Source organism: Fructobacillus ficulneus, from assembly GCF_001047075.2.
GTDB lineage: Bacteria > Bacillota > Bacilli > Lactobacillales > Lactobacillaceae > Fructobacillus > Fructobacillus ficulneus.
The window spans coordinates 19962-26794 of the sequence record NZ_DF968005.1 but is presented as its reverse complement, the minus strand read 5'-3'; the positions used below and the strand labels follow the sequence as shown (position 1 = coordinate 26794).

Annotated in this window: 7 protein-coding genes; 3 read left to right on the top strand and 4 right to left on the bottom strand. The window is 42.0% G+C overall.

Annotation, left to right across the window (positions count from 1 at the left end):
- Positions 1–42 precede the first annotated feature (42 nt).
- Positions 43–720 (bottom strand): DedA family protein, encoded by a 678-nt coding sequence (locus AOQ29_RS04795; protein ID WP_061993384.1) that lies wholly within the window; start codon positions 718–720, stop codon positions 43–45.
- A 545-nt stretch (positions 721–1265) separates the two neighbouring features.
- Here AOQ29_RS04795 and AOQ29_RS04790 point away from each other — a divergent pair.
- The 3 genes from AOQ29_RS04790 to AOQ29_RS04780 are packed head-to-tail and all read left to right on the top strand — an operon-like array spanning position 1266 to position 3425.
- Entirely contained in the window at positions 1266–2282 is a 1017-nt protein-coding gene (locus tag AOQ29_RS04790; RefSeq protein WP_061993383.1) for a zinc-dependent alcohol dehydrogenase family protein, read from the top strand.
- A 5-nt stretch (positions 2283–2287) separates the two neighbouring features.
- On the top strand, positions 2288–3001 hold the full coding sequence (locus AOQ29_RS04785; protein WP_061993382.1) for a fructose permease: 714 nt from the start codon (positions 2288–2290) through the stop codon (positions 2999–3001).
- 34 nt (positions 3002–3035) lie between these two features.
- Positions 3036–3425, top strand: coding sequence for a VOC family protein (locus AOQ29_RS04780; RefSeq protein WP_061993381.1), 390 nt, complete (start codon positions 3036–3038; stop codon positions 3423–3425).
- Positions 3426–3923: 498 nt separating this feature from the next.
- On the opposite strand, the gene trxB is transcribed toward AOQ29_RS04780, so the two are convergent.
- The 3 genes from trxB to AOQ29_RS04760 form a co-directional block, all read right to left on the bottom strand.
- Positions 3924–4862: a thioredoxin-disulfide reductase gene (gene trxB, locus AOQ29_RS04770; RefSeq protein ID WP_061993379.1), complete on the bottom strand. Its 939-nt coding sequence runs from the start codon at positions 4860–4862 to the stop codon at positions 3924–3926.
- Positions 4863–4975: 113 nt separating this feature from the next.
- Positions 4976–5851: a UTP--glucose-1-phosphate uridylyltransferase GalU gene (galU, locus tag AOQ29_RS04765; protein WP_061993378.1), complete on the bottom strand. Its 876-nt coding sequence runs from the start codon at positions 5849–5851 to the stop codon at positions 4976–4978.
- 70 nt (positions 5852–5921) lie between these two features.
- Positions 5922–6833: NAD(P)H-dependent glycerol-3-phosphate dehydrogenase (locus tag AOQ29_RS04760; protein ID WP_061993377.1), on the bottom strand; the 912-nt coding region annotated here is incomplete at its 5' end.

Sequence of the window (6833 nt, the reverse complement as noted above, 5' to 3'; positions counted from 1 at the left end):
TAGCGGACTCCCAACGAGCCAAACGACTTTGATAAGTCATGGTTATTTCTCCTCTACTTCTTTGGTAGGATTAGTAATCAAATTTAAAATTGAGCGCCGGAAGCGCACAGACCGGATGACAACGATGGCAAAAACAATGGCCCCAACCACAACTGAAATTGTAACTGCCTTCGGCAATTCCAAATGGCCAAAATAGTAACCAATTGTCACCATCGTCATTGCCCACAAAATTGAGGCAATAACCGACATCTTAAAGTAGCTATGAAAGGCCAACTTTAAGCGGTGAGCCGAGAGCGGAACAACCGTTCTAACAAAGGGAATAAACCGACCCAAAATGATGAACAAGAGCCAGCGTTTACGATTGAAGTTCTTCGCAATCTGCTCTGACAATTCACCATCCATGTGTTTGGCCACCCATTTAATCTTACTGAGCTGCTTGATGACCCAGGCACCCAGCCAGTAGTTAATCGAGTCACCAATAATAGAAGCAACTGCAAAAATCACGACTAAGATGGCAAATTCAACCAACGAGTGATGACGTCCTGCAAAACCTGCAGCAGTCATCACCAAGGCATCCGCCGGAATAAAGCCAGTGACAATCCCACCCGTCTCAACCAGTATTAATAGAAACAAGATTGATAATTCAATTATTGAAAAATTAGCATCCGCAGCACTAATGTGCGTCAGCCAATCGGACACAGCAACGAAAGATAGAACCATAGAGTCCGGTTACTCCTTTAAAAGTCTGTCCAAGTACTATCGAGTTTGAAACTACTATTCCAATAGCTTAATACATGTTCCCACTCAGTACTCCTAGGCAAGCGTTATACGCTTAACAATGATTTTCATTGTTATATTACCTTAATAAAATTAAGGCTAAATAAAATGCCTAAGTCTATCATACGCTATTTCGATTTTTAAGTCTGCCGTTAAAATGAAAAAAAGCTAATTTTTCTACCCAAATCCCCTCCACTATGAATTTTAAATTCAATTCACTTATATCATAACAATTTTTACTGCTCGAATTTATGCTGTTTCGTCATAAATTTGACTAATCTTTTCTTATATAATGGAGACAAATCCGGATGAATATTGAACTATTTTCTCAACTTTGATCAGTAATTATAATAATTTCAAACTGTAAGAAGCCTTTGTTATCAGGTTTTTAAAAAAGTTTTGTTTTTCACTTGACAAAAGTTTGTGCAGATATTATTATACTATGTGTAAGTTGTTACAAGGAACCATATGTTGAAGGAGAATAAAACATGGAAGCCCTAGTTTTAACAGATAAGAAGAAGCTCGAAGTTAAAGAATATTCAAAGCCTGAATTGAAGGCTGATGAAGTTTTGATCCACACAGCCTTTGCTGGTGTTTGTGGAACTGACCACGCATTGTATGCTGGTGAACCAGGATCAGCTGATGCTGTTCCCCCAATCGTTTTGGGACACGAAAACTCAGGTGTTGTTAAGGAAATCGGTTCAGCCGTTACCAACGTTAAGGTTGGCGACCGTGTTACTGTTGACCCTAACATCTACTGTGGACAATGCAAGTACTGCCACACTGGTCGTCCAGAATTGTGCGAACATTTAGATGCTGTTGGTGTTACTCGTGACGGTGGTTTTGAAGAATACTTCACTGCTCCTGCTTCAGTTGTTTACCAAGTTCCTGACAACGTTGACTTGAAGTCAGCTGCTATCGTTGAACCAATTTCATGTGCTATCCACGGTATGAAGTTGTTGAAGCCATCACCATACCAAAAGGCTTTGGTTATCGGTGACGGATTCATGGGTGAATTGTTCGTTCAAATCTTGCAAGCTTACGGTATCCACCAAGTTGACTTGGCTGGAATCGTTGACGAAAAGTTGCAAATGAACAAGGAATTGTTCAACGTTAAGAACACATTCAACACTATGAAGGGTGACAAGATCCCTGCTGGTGAATATGATGTTGTTATCGAAGCTGTTGGAATGCCACAAACTCAAGAATCAGCTATCGAAGCTTCAGCACGTGGTGCCCAAGTTTTGATGTTCGGAGTTGGTGGACCTGACGCCCGTTTCGAAATGAACACATACGAAGTCTTCCAAAAGCAATTGACTATCCAAGGTTCATTTATTAACCCTAACGCATTCGAAGACTCATTGGCTTTGCTTTCATCAGGAAAGTTGAACATCAAGCCATTGATGTCACACGAATTGAACTTAGACCAAGTTGATGACTTTGTTAACGGCCGCTTAGGTGTTGTTTCTAAGGCTGTTGTCAAGGTTGGTGGTGAAGAGGCCTAACCTTTATGAATAACGCAAAACGGACAATTTCTTGGCCCGTTTCCCTCAGTTACTTTGCCTTCTCTTTGGTAATTAACTCAATGGGTAACGTGCTAACAATTGTTACCAGTCAAAAAATCCATCCTACGTTTCTAGGTTCCGCCTATTGGACAGCCGCTCAAAACGGCTGGAACGTCGCCTTCTTAGGTGGGAAGAATGTATCAATCGTCTTCTTCGTGGTTGGTATGTTAGTCGCAATTCTTAACATGGTTTTGAATCGAAAAGTCGACATCAAGCGTTTCCTTGGAAACTTAGCGTTTATGGTTCCATTTTCAGCATTGATTTCTGTCTTTGTTGATGCATTCACTAAGATCTTGCCGGAAGCCCATGGTTGGGCAATGGATCTCGCCTATGTTCTTTTGAACTTTGTTGGTGTTGCTCTAATTGCCATTGCCATCTCGATTTATCAGCGTACAAACATCGTTTTGCACCCTGCTGACGACTTGATGCAAGTTCTACGTTTCAAGTACTTCAATGGTAATGCCGGTTTGGCCATGTGGGTATCTTATATTCCACCTACCATTATCGGAATCGTTGCTTTGATTGCCTACCCTGACTTCTCAAACTACGGTCTTGGAACAGTCTTTGCTTTCCTATTCCAGGGAAACATCACTGGCTGGGCTGACACTCGTATCTTTAGTAAGTTGAAGCACCAAGGTATTTCCACTTCCGCAGAATAAACCCTGCGCTCTCATATTGAAAGGAATGGTTATTATGGCCTTTACTGATTATTTTGATGACGTACAACACGTTGGTGTTCCTACCCCTGACTTGGACCGTGCTGAAAAGTTCTGGACAAGCCTCGGCTTTGAAAAGACTGGTGACTTCCAAGAAGGTGGACCAGTTAAGTTCTTCAAGTATGGACACTTGGTTATTGAAACTTGGTTGTCGGATGAAGGAACTGGTAAGCCCGGTTCAATCAACCACATCTCAATGAACACTTCTGACGCCGATGCAGCCTTTGTTGCTGCTAAGGAACAAGGATTGGATTTGATTGACAGCGAAGTTCAACACCTCCCATTCTGGGATAACGGTATCAAGTTCTTCAACGTTCGCACTCCCGAAGGTGTTACTTTGGAATTCTGCGAAATTGTCAAAGGATAATTCATAACGAAAGCCCCACCTATCATGATGATAGGTGGGGCTTTTTACTTTTAACTTTTAATTAGCTTTCTGGGGACTTCTCTTAAACCAATAGTATGGGAAAGACCAAAGAAATACGCCAAACACAACTATAGTCATCAATACCTTGACCGCCAGAGGCCAACTCCCTAACCCTTCTTTGATGTCTGTCTTTAGGCCAGGAATTGTCCATGTGGCAAACTGTACTAGCCAACCTAATGCTGCCTGTCCAATAAATACAATGTTTTTGATTTTCCTCACGTTGTAAGCTCTCTTCCTATTTCTACTTCTTAAAAAGTGTGGATATCCACATCTTCTAGGTTAGCAAACAACTATTAGCTTTGTGAATAACAGCTTAATAACAAAATATTTGTTGGCGCTTGTCTTTTAGTAACAAATATTAAGTTAGCCAGGTTTCTCTTTTATCAACAAAGTAAAAACAACAACACTGATTAGATGGGCAAAATAAAAAAGCCAATTTTACTTGGCTTTCAAAGTTGCTACATATTGGTAGGCTTGTTGTCCGGCAATACCGCCATCGCCAACAGCAGTGGCAATTTGGCGCAAATCCTTGCTACGAACGTCGCCGGCTGCAAAGATACCAGGAACAGCAGTTGCCATCTTCTCATCGGTCTTAATCCAGCCTTGAGCATCAGTGATACCCATGCCTGCAAAAACCTGTGTGTTAGGCTTTAAACCAACATAAATGAAGATCCCGGATTTCTCAACTTCTGAGTCTTCATCAGTTTGGTTATTGTGCAATGACAATGTTTGGACTTCCTGATCATTACCCTTAATAGCAGTAACTTCAGTATTCCATACGAAGGTCATATTGTCCTTTTGTTGGGCCCGTTGTTGCAAGATTGGTTGGGCTTTTAATTGGTCGCCACGAACGTAAACAGTCACGTCCTTGACCACGTCAGCAAGGTAGAGGCCTTCTTCAACAGCAGAGTCCCCACCACCAACAACAGCAACTTCTTCACCCTTGAAAAAGGCACCATCGCAGACAGCACAGTAAGAAACACCCTTGCCCTGGTAATCTTCTTCGCCGTCTACACCAAGGTGGATGTGTTCAGACCCAGTCGCAATGATAATTGCGGGAGCCTGAAAGTCACCCATGTCAGTATGAACAAGCTTTTCGCTGTCTGATACAACTTCCACACCGGTAATCCGACCAAATGAATACTCTGCTCCAAACTGAGTTGAAGAAGCATACATTTTTTCAGCCAGATCTGGTCCCATAATGTTGTTATAACCCGGATAATTTTCAACGTCAGCCGTGTTGTTCATTTGGCCACCGTAGATTCCTTGGTCGAGCATTACAGTCTTTAAATCCGCCCGTGAAGCGTAAGTCGCAGCAGTCATGCCGGCTGGGCCAGCACCGATGATAATCACATCGTATTGCTTAACTTCTGTCATGATGAGGGAACCTCCTATAATTCGCTGTTGTTTATTTTAACCTGAAATTGTCTTTTTGTCTAATCAAAAGCAAAAAAAAAGAGGTATACCACCTCTTAATTTTAAATACTATATTAAAGCTTTGCGGCCAATTCTTTGATGTAAGCCCGCAATTGGTCCTTTGTTTGCGGATGCTTCAAACCAAATTCAATGTTAGTTTCCAAGAAACCAATTTTTGAACCAATGTCATAACGAGCACCCTTAAATTCATGGGCGTAAACGTGTTGACGATTGTTCAATGAATCAATGGCATCAGTTAATTGGATTTCACCACCCTTACCAGGCTTAGTGTGTTCCAACTCTTCGAAAATTTCAGGCGTCAACAAGTAACGACCGATAATTGCTAAGTCTGATGGTGCTTCTTCAGGTTGTGGCTTTTCAACGAAAGACTTAACCCGGTACAAACCATCTTCTTTAACCTTAGCTGCTGGATCAATCACACCATATTCAGAAACTTGTTCATGGGGAACTTCCAACACAGCCAAAGTTGATTCACCAGTTTCTTGGTAACGGTCAATCAATTGCTTTGTCAAAGGCACTTCATCTTGCATCAAGTCATCACCGAGCAAAACAACGAATGGTTCGTCACCAATGAAATCCTTAGCAGTCAAAATGGCATCACCCAATCCCTTTGGATGTGATTGACGGATAAAGTACATGTTGATATCAGTTGTTTCTTCAACCAAGTTCAACAATTCAAGCTTGTTCTTTTCACGCAAGTTGTTTTCAAGTTCTGGATTTGAATCGAAATGATCTTCGATTGACCGCTTTGACTTTCCATCAACAACGACAATACTTTCAATTCCAGAAGCGATTGCTTCACGTACAATATATTCAATTGTTGGTGTATCAACAATTGGTAACATTTCCTTAGCCAAGGCCTTTGTGGCTGGCAAGAAACGAGTTCCCAAACCAGCGGCCGGGATAATGGCTTTCCGTACAGGTTTCATACTTCCCTACTTTCATAACAGACGTTTATTGACGTCCAAATATTCTTTTCTAATTATACCAAATTTTGAACTAATCTTCAGACTTTAATGGCCGAGTCATCAATGATTTAATTTCATCTTCAATCGTGGCATTACCATAAAGCACTTGATAAAGGGCAGTTGTGATTGGCATTTCTAGCTGGTTAGCCTGACCAAATTCGTGGACAGCCTTAACCGTATTAACACCTTCGATAACCATCCCCATCTGTTCTTGGACCTCAGGTAAGGTCTTCCCTTGACCTAAAGCAAAACCAGCCCGGTAATTTCTTGAATTGGGTGACATTCCAGTGACAATCAAATCACCAATCCCCGCCAATCCTAAGAAAGTTTCAGGTTCAGCACCCATTTTTTGACCAACCATTCGCATCTCAACGAGGCCACGGGTCAATAGAGCTGCTTGAGCGTTAACACCATAGCCTAAGCCGATTAACATACCTGACCCAATGGCAATGATATTCTTTAGAGCACCACCAAGTTCGGAGCCCAATAAGTCATGGTTCGTATATGGTCGGAAGTTCTCATTAGCCAAGGCTTCCTGTAAGACGCGTCCAGCGGTCTCATCAGTCGCTCCGATAGAAACAGCCGTCAAGTCATCCTTAATCACATCCTCGGCGTGTGAAGGGCCTGAAATGACCGCTAAACCGTTGTAAGATTCAGCCGGTACGACTTCTTGGAGCATTTGAGAAATCCGTAAGTGAGTTCCCTGTTCTAATCCCTTCGTTGCATGGGCTAAGATTACAACTTGGTTCAAGTCTTGCAAAGTCTGAGCCAATTCTTGGCCCACGGTACGAACGGCCTTGGTTGGAACAACCACCAAAACAACCTCGGCATCTTGCACCGCTGTTTTCATATCAGCGACTGCCAACAGATTTGATGATAACTCTGCATCTGGCAAATAATTTTGGTTTTGATGCGTTTGATTAATCTCATCTACCTGGTCAGC

Coding starts and splice junctions, on each gene's coding strand:
- AOQ29_RS04780 (WP_061993381.1), top strand. CDS start 3,036: ATGGCCTTTACTGATTATTTTGATGACGTACAACACGTTGGTGTTCCT.
- galU (WP_061993378.1), bottom strand. CDS start 5,851: ATGAAACCTGTACGGAAAGCCATTATCCCGGCCGCTGGTTTGGGAACT.
- trxB (WP_061993379.1), bottom strand. CDS start 4,862: ATGACAGAAGTTAAGCAATACGATGTGATTATCATCGGTGCTGGCCCA.
- AOQ29_RS04795 (WP_061993384.1), bottom strand. CDS start 720: ATGGTTCTATCTTTCGTTGCTGTGTCCGATTGGCTGACGCACATTAGT.
- AOQ29_RS04785 (WP_061993382.1), top strand. CDS start 2,288: ATGAATAACGCAAAACGGACAATTTCTTGGCCCGTTTCCCTCAGTTAC.
- AOQ29_RS04790 (WP_061993383.1), top strand. CDS start 1,266: ATGGAAGCCCTAGTTTTAACAGATAAGAAGAAGCTCGAAGTTAAAGAA.